Below are 19,864 nucleotides of genomic sequence, written 5' to 3'. Positions count from 1 at the left end.
GTGGGTCAGAGAAAATAACGCCGCAATTCCCCGCCATTGGGCCCGCGATTGAAGACGATGACCAGCCCGTCACCCTGCACAAACATATCGCGGATCTCGTCCTTGAACTGGCCGAAGTCACCAATGACAACCTTGCCTCCCTCACCGAAGTTTGGGTCCCACTCGAAGTTGGCGTCAATCCGGCCAAACGCTGGCAATGTCACCTCAACGTTGGATTCGATACGATAGCCCGCCGCGATCAGGCTGGAACCCTCGCCTTGCACCCCTCGCGTCCAGACGAGCGTGTGAGGTCCAAAGGGAAACCACAGCGGCTTGCCGTCATTGAAGTCGATGTCCGGGCTGCCGTCGCGGTTCAGGCTCATCACCATGGGCGAACCGTCGAGCAGCCCGTGATCGCTTGCGGCGCCCAACCCCACCACGGCTTCCACTACCTGCTGCTTGCGCATGGAGCCAAAGACCCGGAGGCTGAACTCGTTCAGGTTTGGCCAGATAAAACCGTCCTCACCGAAGGTGGGATCAAGGACCCCAGCATGGGTTACGCCTACGTAAACCCCCACTTCGACATCTTGCTGGGGCTTGATGGCATCCCCTACCAGGATAATGCGGCTATCACTCTCTGCAGTCTCGAATGACTTCAGCCGCACGTCTGAACCGGGCACCCCGCTGATCTCCAGTGTTCCCGTGCCATTGAAACTGGGGTCGAGCAAGCCCGTGCCGAGCATGAGCCGCGTGAGCAGATTGGGCCGGCTGCCGCCGCCGGGGGTGAGGATGTAGATGTGCTCGGCCGTTACCCGCGCGACCAGGGTTGATGGGTCCGCCACACCTGGCGTCGGTACGACGCTGTTGCCAGGCGTCACAGGATCGCCGAAGGACGTATCCAGGGTCATTGCATGGCTGTAGCGGGCCACCGCGGGGCGGTAGCTGGCCGTGGCGCGGTCAAAGTCGGCGCCGAACAAGAGCACTTGATCGCCGAGCAGGAATACTTTCAACCCCCAGGATCCGGCCGCGCCTGGGAAAACGTGGTGGTGCGCAGGGAACATACTCGTTCCATCGTCTGCACGTCGTTCGATGTAACACCGATTCCTGGCATACCCGGCAAGCCAGATCATCGGCGGCGATGCCGTTGCATCCCACGTTGCCCCGTAGGGCTCATAGGCCAGCGCTCCAATGGGATAAAACCCGGGATCTCGATCACCTGCGCGGCGGCTGGCCATGGTACTCACCTTCAATTCTCGTGTATTGGAGGTGCCATTTAGATCCCTATGGCCGACCCTGCCAACTGACAGAACTGACAGGAGCGAAAGGGCCATCAGTCCCGCAGGTATCAGCTTTCCAACCCCAACCGCTCATGCCACTGGGCGATCGACTCCTGCGGGTAGCCCGGAAACTTCTGGTCGCCCTTCTTCACCTGCACCTCCACCCAAGGCGCCTTCGAATCCAGCAGCAGGTGCGTGTGCTCCGGCGGCACCGGCAACGGCGTGTCGATGGCGCTGGCGAAGGGGTGGATCAGCTCCGGCCATTCCGGGCTGAACAGCCACAGCCCGCTGCCGCACTGGCTGCAGAAGTGCCGCTCGGCGCTGCTGACGTCGGTCTTGTTCATGCGCGCATGGTAGATGCTGATGTGCTTGCGCCCCTTCACCTGCAAGGACGCCGCGTCACCGCCCAGGTTGATGGCGTAGCCGCCACCGCCCTGGGTCTTGCGGCAGATGGAGCAGTAGCAGCGCTGGTACGGATAGGGGTGCCGGCTTTCAAGGCTGAACGTGACGGCGCCGCAGTGGCAGGAACCTTCGAGCAACATGGCGGGACTCCCCGGTGGTTGAGCGTTGCTACTCTAGACCACCGGGCAAGCCGCGCCGTTCACACCGTGCGCAGCGCCCGGCCGCTGGCGGCGACGAACGCCAGCAACAGCACCATCACCCCCAGCGCCACCGCCAGGCTGCTGGCATGGGCGATGAAGCCGATGGCGGCCGGGCCGATGAGGATGCCGGCGTAGCCCAGGGAGGTCATGGCCGGGATGGCCACGCTCTGGGGCATGGTCTTCTGCCGGCCGACGGCGGTGAACAGCACGGGCACGATGTTCGAGCAGCCGGCGCCTACCAGCGCGTAGCCGACCAGGGCCAACGCCCAGCCCGGCGCGAAGATCGACAAGGCCAGGCCGGCGGCGGCCAGCGCGCCGCCGACAATCACCACGCGGGCGCCGCCCAAGCGGGTGACGATAACATCGCCCGTCAGGCGGCCGATGGTCATGGTGGTGGCGAACGCCGCATAGCCGAGCCCGGCGTAGCGCGGGTCCATGCCATGGTCGCCCACCAGGAACACCGCGCTCCAGTCCAGCACCGCGCCTTCGGCCTGGAACACGATGAAGCACAGCACGCCCAGGAACAGCACGATGCCCCGTGGCCGCGCCAGCAGCGGGCCGGGCTCGCCGTTGCCGCTGGTGAGCAGGTGCGGGGCGGCAGCCCACAACGCCAGCACGGTCAGCGCCACCACGCACAGCACCGCAGGCAACGCCTCAAGACCCACGCTGAGCAGGCCGGTCATGCCGGCCGCCCCGGCGATGCCGCCGACGCTGAACAGGCCGTGGAAGCCCGACATCATCGCCCGGCCGCTGGCGCGCTCCACCAGCACCGCCTGGATGTTCATGGCGCAGTCCAGCGCGCCGATGCCGGCGCCGAAGCAGAATATCGCCGCCATCAGCAGCCACGGGTTGGCCACGGTGGCCAGCAGCGGCATCACCAGGCACATCACCGCGCTCCCCACCAGGATCACCCGGCGGCAGCCGACCCGTGCTGTCAGGTAGCCGGCCACGGGCATGGTCAGGATGGAACCGGCGCCCAGGCACAGCAGCAACAGGCCGAGCATGCCGTCGTCAAGGCCGGCGCGCGACTTGGCCAGCGGCACCAGCGGCGCCCAGGCCGACATGGCGAAACCGGCGATGAAGAAAGCGACGCGGGTGGAGAAAAATTCCTGCTTGCCAGGCTCCGCCTGGATTGCCGAAGAAGTGGAAGACATGGGGAGACAGCCTTATCTCGCTGAACGGGAAATGTGCGAACTACCTTGGTGGCCGCCAAAAAAAAATCCACCCCCCGTCCACGGCGTACCGCCCGGACGCGGCCTGACGGCCGCTGCTACGGGCAATTTGCGCATCCTTCCCGTAGCAGCGGCCGCAGGCCGCGTCCTGCGGTTACGCAAATGTCTTGCGAACTTGCGCGGTTTTTGTCGATCAGTTCCTAAGACCCCTGTCGGCAAGCAAGGAGAAATCGGGTGCTATCCATGAAGGCCAAATCATTACTGCCATGGGTTCTGGGCCTGCTGCTCAGCATAAATCTGGCCACGGCGGCGACCGCAGCGGCCCCTGCCCCGGCGAAACCGGAGGTGCTGGTACAGGGCGGCCTGCTCAGCACCTTGTCGTCGGGCATCGACGAGGTGCAGGACAGTCTCGACCTGGACGGCCACCTGGCCGACAGCTGGCGCCTGCGCGCCGACCGCGCTGCCGATGAAGTCGGCGACCTGGTCAACCAGCACTCTGCGCACTCGGCCCTGAGCCTGGCCGGCGACTTCGCCCTGCTGACCCTATGCTGGGTGGGGATCTTCGCCGTGCTGAGCCTGCTGGGCCGTTGGATTGCCCGGCGCGCGGCGCGCCAGCGCTTTATCCACCAGCGCCCGCGGGTGCAGGGCCTGCTGGACTACCTGCTGCCGTTCACCGTCCCGGCGCTGATCAGCCTGCCCCTGACCCTGACCATCAGCCACAACCTGGATGGCTCGGTAGCCCGAGCCCTGGCCCTGTGCCTGGCCTACGCCACCAGCAGCGGCCTGGTCTCAAGCTCGATCATTCTGTGCCTGATCGTGCTGTTCGACAGCGGCCACCGCCGCACCGCCGTGCGCATCCTGCGCCAGCGCGCGCCGCGGCGGCTGTTCGTGATCGGCTTCCTGGCGGCCCTGGGCGATGCCCTCAACAGCCCTCAGATCGCCCGCCAGCTGGGCGGCAACATCACCGCCAGCCTGGCAGTGCTGTGCGGCCTGCTGGCAACCCTGGCCTTCGCCGTGCTGGTGATTCGCATGCGCCGCCCGGTGGCCCACCTGATACGCGACCGCTCGCTGAAACAGCGCCTGGAACACCGTGCCGTGCAGGAGTCGCTGCGCATATTCTCCGGGGTGTGGTACCTGCCCATCCTGCTGATGATCCTGGTGTCCATGGTGCACCTGATCGGCGCTGGCGCCGAAAGCCAGCGCACCCTGCAAAGCGCCCTGCTGACTACCCTGCTGCTGGTGGGCACGGTGTTCCTCAGCACCTTGCTGCAACACCTGTTCAAACCCGGTGAAAACGCTCCGCGGCAAAGCCGCCGGCCCTACATGGAGCTGTTGCGCAGCCTGGGCCACGCCCTGTCGCGCATCGCCATGGCTATCGCCTTCATCGAACTGCTGGGGCGCATCTGGGGGGTGTCGATCCTCACTTTCGCCGCCCAGAACTCCCTGGGCCGGGCCATCAGCGACTCGCTGAGCAGCATTGGCCTGATCCTGCTGGTGACCTGGCTGCTGTGGGTGGTAATCGACACTGCCATCCAGGAAGCGCTGACGCCTGCGGTGGGCAAGCGCGCCGGCCGCGAGCCCAGCACCCGGGTCAAGACCATCCTGCCCATGCTGCGCAACGCCACCAAGATCGTGCTGGTGGTGATCTGCGCCATCACCACCATGGCCAACCTGGGCATCAATGTCGCGCCGCTGCTGGCGGGCGCCGGGGTGGTGGGCCTGGCCATCGGCTTCGGCTCCCAGCAACTGGTGCAGGACGTGATCACCGGCCTGTTCATTCTGATCGAGGACACCATCGCCATCGGCGACTGGGTGGTGCTCGACTCCGGCCACGCCGGCACCGTGGAAAGCCTGACCATCCGCACCCTGCGCCTGCGCGACGGCAAGGGCTTCGTGCACTCGGTGCCGTTCGGCCAGATCAAGGCCGTCACCAACCAGTCGCGGCAGTTCGCCTACGCGTTCTTCTCGGTGCAGGTGAGCTACGACAGCGACATCGATACCGCCCTGGAACTGATCCGCGAGGCCGGGCGGTCGATCAGCGAAGACATCGTGCTGAAGCACAACCTGCAGGGCCCGCTGCAGGTGTTCGGGGTAGACAAGATGGACCTCAACGGCATCTCCCTGACCGCCCAGTTCCGCACCATATCCGGCGGGCAGTATGGCGTGAACCGGGCGTTCAACGAGCGGTTGAAGAAGCTGGTGGACCAGAGCGACAACGTGCGGTTTGCGCAGTATTCGCAGCCGGTGCTGGCGGTGTCGTGACCGGTAGCTACTGCCAGGTGGCAGTGGCTACCGGACAGAGATCAGAGATCGCGGATGCAAATGGCTCTCGCAAGTCGGCCCAATGGTACTGAGCCAAATAAGTTGACCTGCCCACCCTCCGCCAGGCTGGTGGCCAGGATCACATTGGTGCGATCGGTATCTTCAGGATTCACCGTTGCCGTATGAAATTCATACCGCTGGCCTGCGTGCGACTTGTGGTTGCGCAAGTCTCGAAGGATCTCGTCCCCCGAGGGCGTATCGTGGTGCGGCAAGGGCTTATTCAACGGCGATTGTTCCACCCACTCCAGCGCCTGGGCAAAGTTGAAGCTGGTCTCCTGGCCCGAGGCATGCAACGTAAAGTTGTTCGAGCAGGTCACCGAGAATCGAGTCAACTGGAAGCTGTCATCGCGAACCTCGATGACCGTGGAGCCATCGCCTTGGCTTGTGACCAGCCCGGTCGCATCCACGCTGGCGATAGCCGGGTCCTGCGAGATGTAGCGATACGGCGGAAGGCCTCCTGTCGCTTCGCGTAGCTCGCGGACGTTAGCCAGATAGGCCCCTTCGGCGCGACTCCACTCATCCAGCAACGGATAATCAGGGTGCAGGTGCACGCCATCCAACACCAGGACCGAATGGTCGATCACCAACTCTTCCACCCGTGTGATGGTCCTCGGCTCAGAAGACAAGTTGCTTCGGTATACAGCCTCGGCCACATAGACATGGGGACCCACGTCAATCTGGGAGTCCAGGAAGCTCCAGAAGCCCTTGGGGTTGACCCGAACCTGCGCTTTGTAGGCATCGTTATCGAATATCTTGACGAGCTGATTCGGGCTCGCGCGACCGCGCAACTCCACGCTGGAAGCGCCGGTGCTGCCACCATCAGGGATATACTGGCGGTCTTCCTGATACACCTCGTCAATGAAGGGCGCCACATCCTGCGGGAGCACCAGGAAAATCGTAGGGGCGGAGACCATCAGCTCCTCGTCGTTGCGGGTGACCTGATACCGGACCAAAACCTCGCTGCCTTCACTCAGGAGAGCGTGTTCCCGAGGGATGTCGAACCACACCTCAATACCGTCCTCGACAACCGTTCGCGGGTCCTCATAAGGACTCTCGCCGCTAGCCAGGATTATCCAGAATATATGGATCCTGTCGTTCTCTTGCATCCCCGGCCAGTACACCCTCACATTTCTCACCGAGGGAAAATCAGCGAGATCGAGGGTGTAGTTAACCACACCCTCGACTTCGGGCGGGGTCAAGGTTTCTTGAATAAGAGTGTTCATGGAGGCTTACCTTTCTAGGTTAGGAAGAGCCCTGATTGAACGCCTGCCCCCAAAAGCTCACAACTGGTAGATCTGACAGTTGGACCTGTACCCGGTGCTGGTGACGCGGCCTGGCGGCCGCTGCTACAGGTGGTCGTCGCCGGCGAACACGCTTACCGCCGCCACCGCCCTGCTCGCGCCGTCGCAGATCTGCACGATCACCTCGCCCGCCTGGTCGGCCAGGGCCACGCTGCGGCCGGCCTGCTCACGGGTGGCGTCCATGCTGGCGATGGCCGAGCGGGTCTCCTGCTGGATGCGCTCGATCATCGCCGAGATCTCCGCCGTGGAGCCGCTGGTGCGCCCGGCCAACTGCCGCACTTCGTCGGCCACCACGGCAAAGCCACGGCCCATGTCCCCGGCGCGCGCCGCCTCGATGGCAGCGTTCAGGGCCAACAGGTTGGTCTGGTCGGCGATGCCGCGGATGGTGTTGACGATGGTGGTGATCTGCTCGGAGCGCTGGCCCAGGTGGCCGAGCATCTGCGAGGAATGGTCGATGTTGCTGGCGATCTCGCGCATCTGCCCGGCGGCCTGGTGGATCACCTCGGTGCCCTGCTCCGCCGCCCGGCGGGTGTCACGGGAAATGTGATAGGCACGGGCGGCGCTCTGGCCGTCTTCAGCCTGCTTGAGGATGCGCGCGGTGATGTCGGAGGCGAACTTGACCACCTTCACCAACCGCCCGCTGGCGTCGAACACCGGGTTGTAGTTGGCCTCCAGCCACAACACCTGGCCGCGCTTGCCCACGCGTTCGAACTGGCCACTGAAGAACTCGCCCTTGTTCAGGCGCTGCCAGAAACTCTGGTAGTCCTTGCCCTTGAGCACCGAGGGCGGGCAGAACAGGCCGTGGTGCTTGCCACGAATTTCCCCCAGGCTGTAGCCGGTCACGGCGAGAAAGTTGTCGTTGGCGCTGATCACCCGGCCATCGGGCTCGAACTCGATCACCGCCATGGCCCGGTCGATGGCGTGCAGGCGGCCCTGGGCGTCGTTGTCGCGCTGCACGCGGCCGGTCACGTCGGTGGCATATTTCACCACTTTCACCACCCGCCCCTGGGCGTCGCGCACGGCGTTGTAGGTGGCTTCCAGCCAGATCGGCGCGCCGCTGGCGTCCACGCGCTGGAAGGTGTCGGCAATGAATTCACCGGCCCTCAGCCGCGCCCACAACTGGCTGTACCCGGCGCTACGGGCGTAGTCGGGGCTGCAGAACAGGCGGTGGTGCTGGCCGATGACCTGCTCGGCGCGGTAGCCCAGGGTGCGGAGGAAGTTGTCGTTGGCGCGCAGCACCACGCCGTCAAGGTCGAACTCGACCACCGCCATGCTGCGTTCGATGGCGGCCAGCAGGCTGGTCTGCTGGGCCAGGCGTTGTTCCAGGTCGGCATTGGCCTGCCGCAGGCGGGAGCTGAAGAACATGGTCGCATCTCGTATACGCAAGGTGAGGTTGATGCTCGACCTTGAGCAGACAGACGTACATGTCGATCGCTGGCCCGGGGGCCACTGCAGCGTCGTGTCAGGGAGTTGATAGCAATGTGCCAATACCCACCAGATCCTATACAAGACCTGTACAAAGCTCAACGCCCCGTCAATAAAAAATGGTACGGACGTGCCGCGCCGCACGAAAAAAAACCGCCCCCTGAAACAGGAGGCGGTCGCGGGTTACGGCATTGAACTCAGTGCATGAACAGCGCGATCAGGATGATGACCGGGATCGGCACGCCGAGGAAAAACAGCAGTAGTGAGCGCATGGTGGTTCTCCTGTTAGCGGATCGGGGCGGTGGTGGTGTAAGCGGTGGCGGGAATGATCACCACGGCGTCACGGCGGCGACCGCCGTAGGTAGCCGCCAGGCTGGCGAAGAAGGCGCCGCACAGCAGGGCGACGAACATCCACAGCGAGGTGTAGGCGGCGACCTTGGCGGCGGCGTCAGCGGCTTTCTGCGCGGCGACCTTGGCGTCTTCCACGGCCTGGCGGGCCTGGCCATAGACCTGGTCCACGCGCTGCTGGGCCTGCTCGGGGGTCAGGTTGGTGCGTTGGGCCACCAGCTGTGCCAGGTAGGCACGGTCCTCGGCGCTCAGTTGCCCGCCGTTGTTGACGGTGCGGGCGAACACGCGGGTGACCTGGGCGTGGGCGGCATCATCGCTGACAGCGGCAGGGCGGTCGTCGCGGAACAGGGTGTCGACGAAGTAGCCGAACGGGTCGCTGTTGCCCGAGGCCTGGGCGCCGGCAGAGGCACTGGCGGCAGTCACGGCGCCGGAGGCCATGGTGGCGCCGGCTTTCACCCCGCCACCGACCACGCCACTGACCGAACCCACCACCAGGGTGGCGGTCACCAGGGTGGCCACGGCCCAGGCCAGGAAGCCGTGGGCGGTGTCGCGGAAGTACACCTCGTCACCGTGCACCGTGGCCCACTTCACCCGCAGGCGGCCGGCGATATAGCCGCCCATGCCCGAGGCGATGATCTGGGTCAGGGCCAGCCAGACGATGGCCGACACCCCCAGGGTCTTGGCGCTGGCGCCCTCCCCGGCCCACGGCGACACCGCCGAGAAACCAAGGCCGAAGCCCAGCAGCACGAGTATCAGCGACAACGCGGCGGCCGCGGCGGCCCCGGCGAATATCGCTGCCCATGAAACGCCCGAGTGGTTGGACCCCTCGGCGGCAGTGGTAGCAAGTTCAGCGTTCGTGATCATTATTGTGGTGCTCCCGGCAAACAGTCAGTGAGACATGCATAGGGAGTAGTGCACCGGCCATGCCAGCGGCGCCGGAAATTTGTTGCGTTTTATTTCAAGCACTTACTGACGGCGCCCGGGAAAGCGTCATGCAAAGTGCATGATTGGCACCCCTGGCGGCAGGCGTAATGCATCACCACGGCTTCATGATAAGGCGCGCGGCGCTGTGCTTAGATGAGCCTTGTGCCCTCAAGCCTGCTGGAGCCTTCATGTCTTCTTCCGCCAAAGACCACCTGCGCTTTCACCGCGAACACCAACACCTGAACACCACGTTTGGCAACGACACCTTCGCCCTCAAGGCCGAGGCGTTCGCGCGCTTCTTCGGCACGCCGACCTTTCTTGGCGCGCAGACCCTGGTGGTGGCGCTGTGGGTGCTGGCCAACGTCACCGGCCTGGTGACCTTCGACGTGTACCCCTTCATCCTGCTGAACCTGGCGTTCAGCCTGCAGTCGGCGTATGCGGCGCCGTTGATTTTGCTGGCGCAAACCCGCCAGGCGGCGCGGGACAAGGCGCAATCGGAAGCCGATGCGCTGCACCGCGAAGACCTGGCGAAAGCCAATATTGAACGGCAGGAACGCGCGGAGAAGAACACCGCGCTGCTATTGCAGTTGATGGACCAGAACACGCAGTTGACCGAGACCACCCGGCAACTGGCCGAGCGGGTGGAGACGTTGACCAAGCAGATTTATGAAAAGCTGGTGTGAGCCGTGGCCGTCTTCGACGCCGATACGGTGGCGCGGCGAGACGCGGCCCAAGGGCCGCTGCTACAGGAGCCGTCCCGTGCCAATACGGCGGCGGGGGCTGGCCGCTTAATCCTTCAGAGCCTTGCCCAGGGTCTCGATGTTGGCGCGGTAGAAGCCCAGGTAAGTGCTGGCCGGGCCACTGGCGGTGAGGGCGTCGGAGTACAGCGTGCCGCCGATGCGCGCGCCGCTTTCCTCGGCGATCTGCTTGAGCAGGCGCGCATCCTCGATGTTCTCGATGAACACCGCCTTGATATGGTCGGCGCGAATCTGGCGGATCAGCGCCGCCACTTCGCCGGCCGATGGCTCGCGCTCGGTGTTCAGGCCCTGGGGCGCCAGGAACTGGATGCCGTAGGCCTGGCCCAGGTAGCCAAAGGCGTCATGGGAGGTGACGATGCGGCGGTTGCCCTCGGGCAGGCTGTCGAACGTCTGCTTGGCCACGGCCAGCAGCGCCTGGATCTGCGCCACGTACAGGTCGTGGTTGTGCTGGTACTGGCTGGCGTGGGCCGGGTCCACCTGGACCAGGCCACGCAGAATGTTGCCGGCGTATATCTCGGCGTTGGCCAGGCTGTTCCAGGCGTGCGGGTCGGGCACCGTCTGGCCTTCTTCATCGAGGGTGCGCGGCAGCACGCCCTGGCTCGCCTTGATCACTGGCGCGCGGGTCTCGCTGCTGGTCACCAGGCGGTCCAGCCATGGCTCGAACGACAGGCCGTTCTCGATGATCAGGTCGGCCTGCTGCACGTGCTTGGCGTCGTCGGGGGAAGTCTCGTAGACGTGGGCGTCCTGGTCGGCGCCCACCACGTTGTCCAGTTGGATATAGTCGCCACCGATCTGCCGGGTCATGTCGGCAAGGATGCTGAAGCTGGTCACCACCTTCACCTTGTCGGCGGCCTGGGCGAAAACGGGCAACAACACGGACAACAGCAGGATCAACGCGCGCATGATTCGACTCACTGGGGGATGGGCGACCCGTCACGGCGCAGCACGCCATGCACCGGGCCGAACAGCACGGACAACAGGTAGCCGGCACCGGCCACCACGACAATCGCCGGGCCACTGGGCAGCGACAGGTAATAGGACAGCAGCAGGCCCAGCCACACCGACACCGAACCGATCAGCGCCGCGCACAACAGCAGCACCGGCAGGCGCCGGCTCCAGAAGCGCGCGGCGGTGGCCGGCAGCATCATCAGGCCGACCATCATCAACGCGCCGATGGCCTGGAAGCCCACCACCAGGTTGAGCACCACCAGCCCCAGGAACAGGCCGTGGGCCATGGGGCCGAAGCGGCTGACACTGCGCAGAAACAGCGGGTCGAGGCTGTCGAGCACCAGTGCCTTGTAGATCAGCGCCAGCACCGCCAGGCTGCCGATGGCCACCCAGACCATGGCGTCGAGGGTGGTCTTGTCCACCGCCAGCGCCGAGCCGAACAGCAGCCCCAGCAGGTCCAGGCGCTTGCCGGCCAGGCCCAGGATCAGCACCCCGGAGGCCAGGGAGATAGGGTAGATGGCCGCCAGGCTGGCGTCTTCACGCAGGCCGGTGTTGCGGCTGATCCAGGCGGCCAGTCCCGCCACCGCCAGGCCTGCGGTGAGCCCGCCCAGGGTCAGGGCCGGCAACGACAGGCCGGCGATCCAGAAGCCGGTGGCGGCGCCCGGCAGGATGCCGTGGGCGATGGCGTCGCCGATCAGGCTCATGCGCCGCAGCACCAGGAACACCCCCAGGGGCGCGGCGCTGGCGGCCAGTAGCAGGCCGCCGAACAGGGCGCGGCGCATGAAGGCGAATTCAACGAAGGGTTGCCACAGGTGCGCCAGCATCAGGCCACCTTGCGCAGGCTGGCGCCGGCGATCAGCTGTTCACTCTGGTCCAGCCGGCAGCCCTGGGGCGAGATCAGCAGGCATTGGTCGATGCGCTCGCGCACCGCCGCCAGGTCGTGGCACACCAGCACCAGGGTGCGGCCCTGGTGGTGCCATTGCAGCATCTGCTGCCACAGCAGGGTCTGGCTGGCCTCGTCCAGGCTGGCGTCGGGTTCGTCCAGCAACAGCAACGGCGCCTCGGTGAGGCTCAGGCGGGCCAGCAGCGCGCGCTGCAATTCGCCGCCCGACAGCGCTTGCAGGTGGCGGTTTTCCAGCCCACCCAGGCGCCAGTCGTCCATGGCCCGGCCCAGGCGCACGCGGCGCTCGGCGCGGCTCAGGCGGCTGCCCCAGAAGCCGGCGCTGACCAGCTCGCCCAGGCTGATGGGGAACTGCCGGTCGATGGCCTGCTGCTGCACCAGGTAGCCGATGCCGCCGGTGCGCGCGTCAACCTTGAGGCTGCCCGCCAGGGGCCGCTGCAGGCCGGCGATGCACTTGAGCAGGCTGCTCTTGCCGCAGCCGTTGCCGCCGATGACCGCAGTCAGGCTGCCAGCCGGCAGGTGCAGGTCCAGGGGCGGTGTGAGCGGGCGCGCGGCCGGGCCCCATTGCAGTTGTTGGCAGGTGATCAAGGGCGGCCCCCGGAACGAAGCGGGCAATAGAAGAAGGGCAATGGCATGGTCTGGACAGTGTCAGCGGGCAATGTTGGTTATGATATAACATCTTTTGCTGCCGCAGATGAAAAATCTGTCATCCCCCCGACCGTTCGTATTGCCCTGCTTTTCCCGTTATCCTGAGCGTCGTTCGCGCGCTGCGCCACGCTTTTGCTTTTCGCCTGCCCATTACAAGGAACCCATAATGTCCAAGATCATCCTGGTACTCAACGGCCCCAACCTGAACATGCTCGGCCTGCGCGAGCCGACCGTGTACGGCCACGAGACCCTGGCCGACGTCGAAGCCATGGCCACCCGCCGCGGCGAGGAACACGGCTTCACCGTGGAATGCAAACAGACCAACCACGAAGGCGTGCTGATCGACTGGATTCACCAGGCCCGCGGTCGCGTGGCCGGTATCGTCATCAACCCGGGTGCCTGGACCCACACTTCGGTGGCCATCCATGACGCGTTGATCGCCTGCGAAGTGCCGGTGCTGGAAGTGCACATCTCCAACGTGCACAAGCGCGAAGCCTTCCGTCACCATTCCTATGTCTCGCTGGTAGCCCTGGGCGTGATCGCCGGCTTCGGCACCCAGGGCTACACCCTGGCCATCGACCGTTTCGCCAACATCCTCAAGTAAGCCGCCACCGGCGCGTCCCACACACTGCGGTGTTGAGGACGCAGCCTTCGGCAGCTGCTACGGCGCGCCGCCAAAATCCGGTCTATGCTTGCTGGGCGCCGCTTCCTGAATGCCGTCAGGGCCGGCAAGCCATTGGAATGCTTACCAAAACAGGGAGTACGCGATGACCGCAGCGGCGTTTGGCACCCTCAATTTGAGCCTGGGCACCTTGGATGACCAAGTGATTGGCGAAGTGCGCAATCACATCGGCCACATCACCCTCAACCGCCCCGGCGAGCTGAACGCGCTGAACCTTGCCATGGTGCGCACCGTGCAGGGCTACCTCGACGCCTACGCCTGCGACCCGCACATTCACGCAGTAATGCTGCGCGGCACCGGCCGTGGCTTCTGCGCTGGTGGCGATGTGCGCTGGCTGTACGACACCTACCTGGACGGCAGCCAGCGCCACGAGACCTTTTTCACCGAGGAGTATGCCCTCGACCAGTGCCTGCACAACTACCGCAAGCCGGTGCTGGCGCTGATGGACGGCTACACCCTGGGCGGCGGCATGGGCCTGGCCCAGGGCGCCGACCTGCGCATCGTCACCGAGCGCAGCCGCATCGGCATGCCGGAGGTGGCCATCGGTTATTTCCCCGACGTGGGCGGCAGTTATTTCCTGCCGCGCATCCCCGGCGAGCTGGGCATCTACCTGGGCGTCACCGGCGCCCAGATCCAGGCCGCCGACGCGCTGTACTGCGGCCTGGCCGACTGGTACGTGGACAGCGGCAAGCTGCCCACCCTGGACGAGCGCCTGGATAAAATCAGCTGGTCCGACTACCCGCTCAAGGACCTGCAGAGCGCTCTGGCCAAGCTGGGCGTGCAAACACTGCCGAACGCGCCGCTGGACCGCCTGCGCCCGGCCATCGACCACTTCTTCGCCCTGCCCGACATCGCCAGCATGATCGAGCAACTGCACCAGGTGACGGTCGCCGACAGCCACCAGTGGGCCGACGCCACCGCACAGCTGATGAAACAGCGCTCGCCGCTGGCGATGTCGGTCACCCTGGAAATGTTGCGCCGTGGCCGCCACCTGAGCCTTGAGGACTGTTTCGCGATGGAAATGCACCTGGACCGCCAATGGTTTGCCCACGGCGACCTGCTCGAAGGCGTGCGGGCGCTGCTGATCGACAAGGACCAGCAGCCGCGCTGGCGGCCAGCAACCCTGGAGTTGCTGGACCGCAAGCAGGTGGAGCAATTTTTCGAGGGGGTGTGAGGGCCGGCGTCAATCGTCGGCGTCGTTCCCCTCAAGCCACGTCCGGGTAAGGCTCAGCAGCCCTGCCTCATCCTGCAGCCGCTGCTGTTCCTTGAACCAGTCGTAGATCTGCAGCTCCACGCCATCGCTCAGAACGATGCGCAAGTGCTGCGGCACACCCTCGGCATTGCGCCAGGGGATGGGTGCCTGCAACAGCGGCGAGCTGAAGCGGCCCAACAACTCCACCGCCTCGTCAAGCTCGGCCCCCGACAGGTCGAAGCTGTCAACAATAGTGGCGGGGTCGAAACCCGGCTGCTGCAGGTTCGTTGATTCACTGGTGGCGTCGAGGAATACCGTCAGCACGTTGTCCCAGCGCTGCTGCACCGCCGCGAACGGCTCGGGCTGCACCCGGCGCCAGTAGCGGTCCCAGAAAGGTTGCTGCACCAGCCAGTCGCCGAAGGCGGCGGCGGTGTCCTGTGCCCGCACCCATGCCCCGGCGCGTACCACCATGGCCTGGCTGGCGTGGGTGGCATACAGCCGGGGTGGTTGCGGAAGCAGGCGTAGCTCGGTGGCCAGCACCTCGCGCAGGTACAGACGCATCTCGACCTCATCCGGGAAGTGGACCAACAGGTCCTCGTCGCTGATGTCATCCAGCCGGTCCAAGGCTGCCTCCGGGCCTGCCCCCAAAAGCCCTGCGCGCCGGCGATCGCGCGCAGCCTCTATCACCCGGGCCAGGTCATCTACCAGGCGCTGGCGGAACAGCTGCCGGCCAAGACGCGCCAGCGGTTCGATCATCGCCTCACCGCCCTCCACGGCTGACGAAGCGGCCTGCCAGGCCAGCAAGGTGGTTTCCAGCTCATCCACCAGGGTGCTGATGCCATCGCCGCAGGTGTTGACGACCAGGTCGGCCTGGGCCAGCAGTTGCGTGCGCAGGTCCTCGATGCCCAGGCCGTCACCGGGCAAGGCGTCGGCAGCGGGCGCCACCGCGTCCACCAAGGCCCACATGCGGGCGCGCATGGCGGTGGGGTCCAGGGTGTAGCCACGGGTGCGCGGCACCTGGTCCAGCACCTGGTAGAAGTTCTGTGTTTCAGGCAGCAGGCGGTCGGCTTCGCTGCGCACCAGCAAGTCCGCGCTGGCGCCTTCCAGCCAGGCGCGGCTGAGGGCAGGTACAGGCACTGCGGCCACTGCCGGCCCAGGAAGGGCGATTCGGGCGGCGCGCAACGTGGCAAGGCTTTCGTCCGACCAGGGGTTGCCAGCAATATTCACGAGGATATGGTCGCCCATCGCCGCCAGGACATCGACCGGCAGCGCGCCCGCGTCGATAATCAGGTTATCACCCAGGTTGATGTCGCGTAGCTCCATGGGGTTGCGGCCAAGCAATTGATTCAGGCCCAACGGCATGTCGGTGATGCCGCTGTTCCACAGGCCAAGTGTCCGCAGTCGGTGGAATTCACCAACGTTGGGCGGGAACACCAGGAAGTTGTCGCTCAAATCCAGAGTACTGAGGTTCACCAACCGGGCGAGCGATGCCTGGCGGTTGGCATTGAAATCGATCCAGGTACGCCGCAGCCGCAAGTCGATCAGTGTAGTCAGCTCCCCCAGCACCTCGAACGCCGCATCATTCAGGGTGATGGCGTTGCTCGACAGGTCCAGCCAGCGCAGCTGCGTGGCACGACGCAACGGCGCCAGCGCCGCAGCGCTCAGGGCGTATGATTCAGGCAACCCTTCCACGACGACGGTGTGAAGGGCAAAGTCGAGGTCCAAGCGGGTGATGGTGCTTTCACGCCCTTCGGGGAACAAGGACTGGAACAGTGTATCGCTCGCCTCCAGCTGATTGCCGTCCAGCCTCAGCACGCGCAGGTGCTGCATCTCGCCCAACGCCTCGGGAATGCGGGTCAAGCGGTTCTCGCTGAGTTCGACATTCGTCACGTTGGGGAACTGGCGCAGAAACGCCGAAGGGTCTTCGACCAGCCCCAATCGCGTCATGCCAACGTTACGCGCAAAGGGGAACTGGGCGGTAACCACTGGAAGCTCACCCGCCCCTACCCAGCCGCTCACGTGGAACATCCGTGATTCCCAGCGCCAGACGCGCAGCATTTCCTGGCGATAACGAATCCGCACCTCGGCCTGATGCCGGTCGGCACCGGCCGCGACCCACTCATCCAGGCTGCCGACCAACACATCGTACTCTTGCTCCACCCCCTGAAGGGCCAGTTCGAAATCGGCATGCCTGGACTGTATCCACGCGTACAGCTCATCCTGGCGAGACTCGATGACTGCGGGGAACAGACGCCGAACACGCAGGCGTTGCCGCCACCCCGCCTGCCCCCTGCCGCTCAGCACATAGCCAATGCGTTCGCCGTGCCGGGTGGGCGCCTGGAACCACGGCCGCAACCGCCGCTGGTTCAGCAGCAAGCCTGCGCGGTCGCGGTCGGTGACCGCCTGGCGCAACAACGTCTGGCGCAGCCGCTTGGCGGTCGCGATGCCCATCGCTTCGCGCACGCTAGCGGGCAACGCCTGGGTGATCACCGTGAATACATCCTGGGCTGGCGACAGCGCGGTGCCAGCCGCGTCGAACGCCTGGTACAGGCCGTCGCGGCGAATGATGTGAATCACCTTGCTCGCAGTTGCTGGGCCAGCAGCCGCTACCCGCGTCAAGTCCTCGCTCAGCAGTTCAAAACGACTGTCGGCCGGCCAGCCTGGCAGCGTATCCAGCAGCCCGAACACCAGCAGGTCGCGGTCCGGCGAGCTGTAGCGAGCATCGACCAGACCCTCCATCGCGCGGTTCAGCCGCAGCTCGCGCAACTCCAGCCGCGCCTGTTCGCCCAGGCGCGCCGAGACCTTGTGCTCGCTGACCAGGCGTTCAAGCTCCTGTTCGTTGGCCTGGGCCACGATTTCGTTCGCCACCCGCGCCGGCAACCCGGGGAAGTCACGCTGCAACGGCTGCGCAGCCGGCAGCAACGCCGGTTGCTGGCGGGCGACGAGGCCTGCGGCGATCTCTGCGCGGGCTTGTTCGGCTTGCCGGGCCAGCGCATCGGCCAGCGCCTGGGCCTCGGCCTGGGGCGTGGCTTCGACGCCGGCAGGCAGCAGTTCGGCACGCTGGCCGGGCGTCAGCTGCCGTAGCACCTGGGGCGCCACTTCACCTGACAGCCAGTCCTCGCGTCGCAATATCACCCGCCCGCCACCTTCGCCTGGCAACCGGTAGTCCAGCACCCGCCCATCCTCCAGGGCAATGCTCAGGCCCATGCCGCGCGGCCAGGGCTGCAGCCGCGCCAGCAGCGGCATCACGTAGTCATTGCCCTCGCCCAGCGGCCGCTGACCGGCCAATTGCTCCACCAGCAGGTCCACCTGGCGCTCGCTGCGCAGCCGCACCACGGTGTCTTCCAGCAACGCCGGCATGGGTGTGCGGTTGAAGTGCAGCGCCCGCAGTTCATCATCGGCGACCCCGCAGGCACGGCGCATGCGGAACAGCTCGTTGTCGGTGAAACCATCGGTCAGCGGCCCGAAGCGGCGCATAAGCGTGGCCCCCTGCCACTGCAGCGGGTCTTCCAGCACATGCTGCCAACCACCGCCGCCGTTGTGCCGCAGCACCGGCCGGTAGCGTCCCGCAAGCCTGGGGTGCTCCAGCAGCCATTGGCCGCTACGCGCGTCCCAGGTTTGCTGGTACAGCCGATCGTCCAGGGTGACGTAAGTGCCACCGTCAATCTCGTACTGGCCCTGGACGTTGGGCTGCAAGCCCTCTGGCAGCGCCAGGTCGCTGGCATAAGGCGCAAGGTCGGGGTGCATCAGGCTGCTGCCACCGCTGCCGTCGACCACCGGCATCAGGCTTTCCATGAACGGCGAGCGGGCGATGGCCGCACCACCCACCACCCCTGCCGCTACCATGGCCAGGTTCTGCGCCACGCTGGCGAAATGCGCCATGGCCTCTTCGGTCTGGCCGTGCTGCCAGTCATCGACGCCCACGCAGATATCCCGCACCAACTGCTCGGCGCCTACCACCGCCATCAGCGCGCCTACCCCAGGCACGGCGAAGGCGGCCAGGTTCAGCAAGTTCAGGCCAGCGCTTTCCCACCAGGCCACCCGTGCGCGGCGCGCCTGTTCATCGTGCTGGGCAGTGGGCACCATCTGCGCGCGGGCGTTGCGCTGCACCAGGTCCACGTACATCTTGAACATCACCCGCGTCAGGCTGACTTTCTGCCCGGGCAGCACCAGGCCAATGTCCGCCTGCGGGTCCGGCGTGCCGGGGCGTGGGAACTGGCCCGGCAGCAGCACCGGCGGTGGCGTCAGGGTGTTGTTCAAGCGTTCGAAGAAGCCCGCTGCCTGCTGGTGGTCGAGGAAGCGTTCGAAATAGCGCTGGTAGCCACGGTCACGCAGCTTTTCGCGCAGGGCATGTTCGAAGGCGGTGCGGTTGGGGTATTCCTTCAGCGGCTGGTCGGGGTCGCCAGGCAAATACACCACGCAGGGGCCCGGCACCTTGTCCACGTAGCGCCGGCTGATACTTAGCGCGCCCAGCAGCTCAACGGGTTCGTGGTAACGGGTACGCAGCAGGCCGATCTTTTCCACGTAGGTTTTTTGCCCCTCCCACATCGGCACCTGGCTGGCGGATTGCGGTTGGGTGAATTGCAGCAGCATCTGGTAGGCGCCTGCGGAAAGGTCGCCTTTCATGAAGGCTGTTATGGCCTCGACTTCCAGCCGGTCGCGCAGGTGAAACTTGAGCAGGGTGCGCTGCTTCTGCGGCGCGAGGTCCTGCCCCGGCGCCTTGTAGCGGCCAATGCCGCAGACCGCCTCGACGTGGGCCTGGTATTGCGCGCCCAGGTCCAGGCGCCGGCACAGCCGGGCGAACGCGTGGGGCTCGAGCTCGACCACTTTCGATTGCGGGTAGGTGTAGCGCAGCGTGCCTTTGTCGGTGACTTCAAAGGTGAACACGCCCACGGGCAAGATCACCGAACCACGCTCGAAACCGCCGGGCTGCGCGTTGCCCGGGGCGAAATTCTGCATCGCTGCCTCCAGCAGCGTCTGGCGTTGCGGCCGCAGGCGGCTGTACAGGGCGCTGACGTCGCGGGTCATGCGCACCAGTTCATGCCCGCTGACATCCAGCTTCAGCGCCGGGTATTGGCGGTCCAGTTCGGCCTGCAGCAACGGCGCACAAAACGCCGCCGGGGCTTGCAACTGATCCATCAGCGGCCGGGCGGCGGCGGTTGAGCGAGAGCTGACGCCACTGCTGTCGAAAAAACGCTGGCGCAACGCTGCCGGGGCGTGAATCAGCCAGGCCGGAAGCGCGGCCTCGATCAGCGCGCGGTGCGGGGTGCGTTCATTGGGGAGTAAATCAAGGGACATGCCGGTAGCTCCATCTGCCGGGCCTGCCGTGGGAGTACGGCAGGCGGGGGCAGCAGTGAAGCAGTTCACCGGGCAGGCAATGACATA

At 65.7% G+C, this 19,864-nt stretch carries 13 protein-coding genes and 2 pseudogenes; 4 read left to right on the top strand and 11 right to left on the bottom strand.

Annotated elements, in window-relative coordinates; all coding sequences use genetic code 11:
* Positions 1-5: 5 nt before the first annotated feature.
* The 3 genes from AC0SZ7_RS24095 to AC0SZ7_RS24085 form a co-directional block, all read right to left on the bottom strand.
* Positions 6-1,214, bottom strand: coding sequence for a hypothetical protein (locus AC0SZ7_RS24095; protein ID WP_475506724.1), 1,209 nt, complete (start codon positions 1,212-1,214; stop codon positions 6-8).
* A 110-nt stretch (positions 1,215-1,324) separates the two neighbouring features.
* Entirely contained in the window at positions 1,325-1,798 is a 474-nt protein-coding gene (locus AC0SZ7_RS24090) for a GFA family protein (protein WP_475506723.1), read from the bottom strand.
* A gap of 59 nt (positions 1,799-1,857) precedes the next feature.
* A complete protein-coding gene (locus AC0SZ7_RS24085) occupies positions 1,858-3,012 on the bottom strand; it encodes an MFS transporter (RefSeq protein WP_475506722.1) in 1,155 nt (384 codons plus the stop codon).
* Positions 3,013-3,273: 261 nt separating this feature from the next.
* Here AC0SZ7_RS24085 and AC0SZ7_RS24080 point away from each other — a divergent pair, with 261 nt between their 5' ends.
* Entirely contained in the window at positions 3,274-5,292 is a 2,019-nt protein-coding gene (locus AC0SZ7_RS24080; RefSeq protein WP_475506721.1) for a mechanosensitive ion channel family protein, read from the top strand.
* Positions 5,293-5,333: 41 nt separating this feature from the next.
* On the opposite strand, the gene AC0SZ7_RS24075 is transcribed toward AC0SZ7_RS24080, so the two are convergent.
* The 4 genes and pseudogenes from AC0SZ7_RS24075 to AC0SZ7_RS24060 all read right to left on the bottom strand — a co-directional run bounded on the left by AC0SZ7_RS24075 (position 5,334) and on the right by AC0SZ7_RS24060 (position 9,290).
* On the bottom strand, positions 5,334-6,575 hold the full coding sequence (locus AC0SZ7_RS24075) for an Ig-like domain-containing protein (RefSeq protein ID WP_475506720.1): 1,242 nt from the start codon (positions 6,573-6,575) through the stop codon (positions 5,334-5,336).
* Between the two features lie 123 nt (positions 6,576-6,698).
* A pseudogene (locus AC0SZ7_RS24070) lies at positions 6,699-7,136 on the bottom strand (methyl-accepting chemotaxis protein); the annotation flags it as partial.
* 111 nt (positions 7,137-7,247) lie between these two features.
* A pseudogene (locus AC0SZ7_RS24065) lies at positions 7,248-8,018 on the bottom strand (PAS domain-containing protein); the annotation flags it as partial.
* Between the two features lie 345 nt (positions 8,019-8,363).
* Positions 8,364-9,290 (bottom strand): hypothetical protein, encoded by a 927-nt coding sequence (locus AC0SZ7_RS24060; protein WP_475506719.1) that lies wholly within the window; start codon positions 9,288-9,290, stop codon positions 8,364-8,366.
* A gap of 248 nt (positions 9,291-9,538) precedes the next feature.
* Between AC0SZ7_RS24060 and AC0SZ7_RS24055 the strand changes: the two genes are divergently transcribed.
* Positions 9,539-10,033 (top strand): DUF1003 domain-containing protein, encoded by a 495-nt coding sequence (locus tag AC0SZ7_RS24055; protein ID WP_475506718.1) that lies wholly within the window; start codon positions 9,539-9,541, stop codon positions 10,031-10,033.
* A 105-nt stretch (positions 10,034-10,138) separates the two neighbouring features.
* Here AC0SZ7_RS24055 and AC0SZ7_RS24050 read toward each other — a convergent pair whose 3' ends face one another.
* The 3 genes from AC0SZ7_RS24050 to AC0SZ7_RS24040 are packed head-to-tail and all read right to left on the bottom strand — an operon-like array spanning position 10,139 to position 12,545.
* Positions 10,139-11,011 carry a metal ABC transporter substrate-binding protein gene (locus AC0SZ7_RS24050; RefSeq protein ID WP_475506717.1) on the bottom strand — a complete coding sequence of 291 codons (873 nt, stop codon included), beginning with the start codon at positions 11,009-11,011 and terminating at the stop codon, positions 10,139-10,141.
* Between the two features lie 8 nt (positions 11,012-11,019).
* A complete protein-coding gene (locus tag AC0SZ7_RS24045) occupies positions 11,020-11,880 on the bottom strand; it encodes a metal ABC transporter permease (protein WP_475506716.1) in 861 nt (286 codons plus the stop codon).
* Positions 11,880-12,545 carry a metal ABC transporter ATP-binding protein gene (locus AC0SZ7_RS24040; protein WP_475506715.1) on the bottom strand — a complete coding sequence of 222 codons (666 nt, stop codon included), beginning with the start codon at positions 12,543-12,545 and terminating at the stop codon, positions 11,880-11,882. The genes AC0SZ7_RS24045 and AC0SZ7_RS24040 overlap by 1 nt, the downstream gene beginning before the upstream one ends.
* Positions 12,546-12,771: 226 nt before the next feature.
* Between AC0SZ7_RS24040 and aroQ the strand changes: the two genes are divergently transcribed.
* Entirely contained in the window at positions 12,772-13,209 is a 438-nt protein-coding gene (aroQ, locus tag AC0SZ7_RS24035; protein ID WP_475506714.1) for a type II 3-dehydroquinate dehydratase, read from the top strand.
* Between the two features lie 163 nt (positions 13,210-13,372).
* On the top strand, positions 13,373-14,461 hold the full coding sequence (locus AC0SZ7_RS24030; protein ID WP_475506713.1) for an enoyl-CoA hydratase/isomerase family protein: 1,089 nt from the start codon (positions 13,373-13,375) through the stop codon (positions 14,459-14,461).
* Positions 14,462-14,470: 9 nt separating this feature from the next.
* Here AC0SZ7_RS24030 and AC0SZ7_RS24025 read toward each other — a convergent pair whose 3' ends face one another.
* Positions 14,471-19,777: a dermonecrotic toxin domain-containing protein gene (locus AC0SZ7_RS24025; RefSeq protein WP_475506712.1), complete on the bottom strand. Its 5,307-nt coding sequence runs from the start codon at positions 19,775-19,777 to the stop codon at positions 14,471-14,473.
* Between the last annotated feature and the right edge of the window lie 87 nt (positions 19,778-19,864).

The sequence above is a fragment of the Pseudomonas sp. JC1203 genome, from assembly GCF_056175065.1.
Note: the sequence above shows the minus strand (reverse complement) of the source record. Positions and strands in the feature narration are given on the sequence as shown.